Below are 3,677 nucleotides of genomic sequence, written 5' to 3'. Positions count from 1 at the left end.
GCCTGGGCCGACAACAAATATGCGCTTTACGGCGAAGGCTCGGTCAATACAGGCTTAACCCATTTTGCCGACAGCTACAGCCTCAAGGCCAATGCGGGCTTTAAGGTTAAGTGGTAGTTTTTGACACTGTTCAGCTTCGACCAATCTCAAGCGCGCTGCGTGATTGGGCTTTGAAGGAGGAAATGCCGAGCCGATAATGCAGGGACAGCATCGCTGCCGGCTTGGAAATGACAGTGCGATGAACCGAGTGAATTGAGTTGATAACCGATAGATTTCATGACTGGCATAGCGGGGCAACAGGCAGCATCAGACACATAAATCCGATTAAATTTATTACGAAATCAAATCAATTTTTCAGTCATATACGCCGCTTTATTATTGCTCCCCTGCCCTAGGATGCCTTGACCGCTGTCGGGGCCATGGATCAGGCGGCGGCGGCTTTCAAACGCGGCCCGGGGGCTGGCGTGGGGACAATAGAACATCGATGTCGACGCACAAATCAATTGCAAAACAGTATTTCTGGCGTGCCATGGCCTCGGCTTCGCTGCTGGCTTTGATGGCGACAAGCCTTCCGGGCACCGCTTTAGCCGCCAATTTCACCTGGATAGGCGGCAACAGCAGCGACCTTGACAATGGCAGCAACTGGGGAGCGGCATCCACCTACAGCTTCACCGCAGATGATGATCTTTATGTCAACTGGACAACCGCGCCACCGCAATATCAGCCGGTTCTGAGCGGCGGAAAACAAGTCAGCATCAGTGGTATAACGCTCGGTGGGACAAGCGCGGGGGCTTGCGCCGGCTGTAATGGCTCGCTTCTGGTCACCGGTGCCGGAACCAAGCTCACCACCACCAACCTGACTGTTCGAACCGGGGCTGGAAATGGCACCGTGCTGTTGAATGTTGCGGATCAGGCAACGGTCAACACAAATCTGTTTATCGCAGGCAAGGCGCTGATCAACTTAACCTCTGGTGCCAAGCTCACAGTCACCCCAGGCAATCTCTTTTCGGTCAATGATGGATCCGTCTTCAACATCAATACCGGCGCGACAGTTCAAGGAGGCGAGTTTTCCCTGACAGGCGGGTCTCGCATAAACCTCGACGGCACTGGATCGAGTTTCAAAAGCACTGGCTATATTACCGTAAACGGTGACGCGGCGCGGACATCGATGATAAATCTTTCCAATGGCGCGGCCTTGTCAGGTGTGTTCATCATATTGGGAAGCAGTCAGAAAGCCGCGCTCAATATCGGCGCCGCCGAAGGCAGTGCTGCGACAACCGCTGGGACAGTCGTCACCAGCCAGAGCGTCCAATTGGGAAAATACGGTGTTCTTGCTTTCAACCACACCAGCCCCAATTATGTCTTTGGCTCGGCAATCGGTAATGTCAGCGCCACAAGCGTCGGCGAAATCCACCAGGTTGCTGGTACCACCATTATGACCGGCTATAGTGGCGGCTTTACCGGCACCATCATCATCACCGGCGGCACCCTGCAATTTGGCAATGGTGCCGCAGGCGGCGCGATGGCGGCAAAAAGCATTGTCACCGGCACCGATGCGAGCCACCATGGGACCCTCGTTGCAAACAGAGCCGCTGACTTCGTTTATAATGGCGTGATATCCGGCAACGGCAACGTCGAGCAGATGGGAACCGGCACCGCCACGCTTGCCGGAATCAACACCTTTACCGGCGGACTTACACTGACCCGGGGCACGGTCGCGGTTTCCTCCGACTCCAATCTCGGCGACGCCAGCGGCGCCCTGCATTTTAACGGCGGGAAACTGCAGGTTACCGCTGATATGAGCTCTGCGCGGGAAATCACCCTCTCTGCCTCCAGCAACACCATCAGCGTCGATAATGGCAAAACGCTTGTGCTGTCGGGCCAGCTTGAAAACGACCAGCTTGCCGCTGGCCAGTTGATCAAGTCGGGCAACGGCACGCTGATCCTCGCAGCCCAAAACAGTTATAGCGGTCCAACCACGATTTCTGGCGGCATCTTGCAGTTAGGGGACGGCACCAGCGATGGCATGATCCAAGGTTCCATCATTGACAATGCAAACCTGGTGATCGCCAACAAAAATGATACCAGCTTGAGCAACACCATATCGGGCGGAGGCGTTCTGACACAAAACGGCCCGGCCATCCTGACCCTATCGGGCAATAATTCCTATAGCGGCGGCACACATTTCAAGGGTGGGATTGTCAGCGTCGCGCAAGATGCCAATCTGGGCCTGACAGCAGGCGCGCTCAGTTTTGACGGAGGCACATTACAGATCACCGGCACCGCCTACCAATCGACAAACCGCACCGTTGACATCAGCAGCAATGGCGGGAGGTTGAATGTTGTGGATGCCGGCAACAGCTTTCAGCTGACATCTGCATTGAACGGAAGCGGCCCCTTTGCAAAGGACGGCGCTGGCACCCTGGTTCTTGCTTCAGACAGCAGTGGCTATACCGGACTGCTCAGTGTCGATGCCGGTCAATTGCGCCTAGACGGCGCCTCACTGGGGGGCGCGATTGATGTCAAAGCTGGTGCGTCGCTTGCAGGTCAGGGCAGCATTGCCGGTCACACCACCGTCGCGAAGGGGGGCGTGCTGATGGGCAGAAGCGGTCAGCAACTCAGCTTCGGCGGCGGGCTGAGCCTTGCGGCAAACAGCGAGACATCCGTTGAACTGAACGGTGGCTCATCGCAAAATGCACTGTTTGATGTGCAGGGCGATCTGGCGCTCAATGGTCAGCTCACACTCGCGCAAGGCAGTATCGCAACCATCGGCGTCTATCGAATCTTTGACTATTCCGGTAGTCTTTCGGGAACCATGAGCATTGCGGACGCCGCCGGTGGTGACGTTTCCAATTTCAGTCTACAAACATCGATTGATCATCAGGTTAACCTGATCAACAATGGTGGAAGGACGATCGCTTTCTGGAACGGAACTGGTCAGATACAAGGCAGCGTCGAGGGCGGCGACGGGTCGTGGAACGCCACGGCAACCAACTGGTCAGATCAATCCGGGAGCCAGAACAGTGAATGGTTCGACGATACATTCGCGGTCTTTGGCGGCACAGCCGGTCACGTGACGATTGCTTCAGGCTATGTGCCAAATATTGATGGCGCTCAGTTCACAACTGACGGCTATCTGCTGGATGGAAGCAAGCTCACCTTGAGCACCGGTGGCGATCACACGATCATTGTTGGCGATGGATCGCTGCAAAGCGCTTCAATGACCGCGACGATTGCTTCGGTGATCGAGGGCAGCGAGGGCCTCATCAAATCAGGCGCCGGTCAGCTCGTACTCACCGGCGAAAACAGCTATACCGGCACGACAACAGTCACCGAAGGGCTGCTGACGCTTGGGGAAGGTGGAAGTATCAATGCCTCTGGCAATATCATTCTGGCTGAAAGTTCAGCTGGACATGGCAGCTTTGCCATCGACAAGAATGCGGACTTCACGCTGTCCAATGCGGTTACGGGAACTGGCGATGTGTTCAAGCGCGGGAGCGGCACCACCACCTTTGCCGCTGACAATAGTTTCTCCGGCGGTCTGAATGTAGAGGCCGGCACGGCCAAAGCCGGTGTCGTCGTTCATGCCTTTGGTTCGGGCCGCGTGAAGATTGCAGGCGGCGCAACGCTCGATCTTGCCGATCTCAACGAAACCATTGGTGGCCTTGATGGCAACC

At 56.1% G+C, this 3,677-nt stretch carries 1 protein-coding gene; it reads left to right on the top strand.

The features are described 5' to 3' along the window. Positions 1-484 precede the first annotated feature (484 nt). The coding region (locus QBD00_RS23515) for an autotransporter-associated beta strand repeat-containing protein (RefSeq protein ID WP_318580698.1) at positions 485-3,677 on the top strand (3,193 nt) is incomplete at its 3' end.

Source organism: Ochrobactrum sp. AN78, from assembly GCF_029909885.1.
Classification (GTDB): domain Bacteria; phylum Pseudomonadota; class Alphaproteobacteria; order Rhizobiales; family Rhizobiaceae; genus Brucella; species Brucella quorumnocens.
The sequence above is the reverse complement of the archived record's forward strand: the minus strand, read 5'-3'. Positions and strand labels throughout refer to the sequence as shown.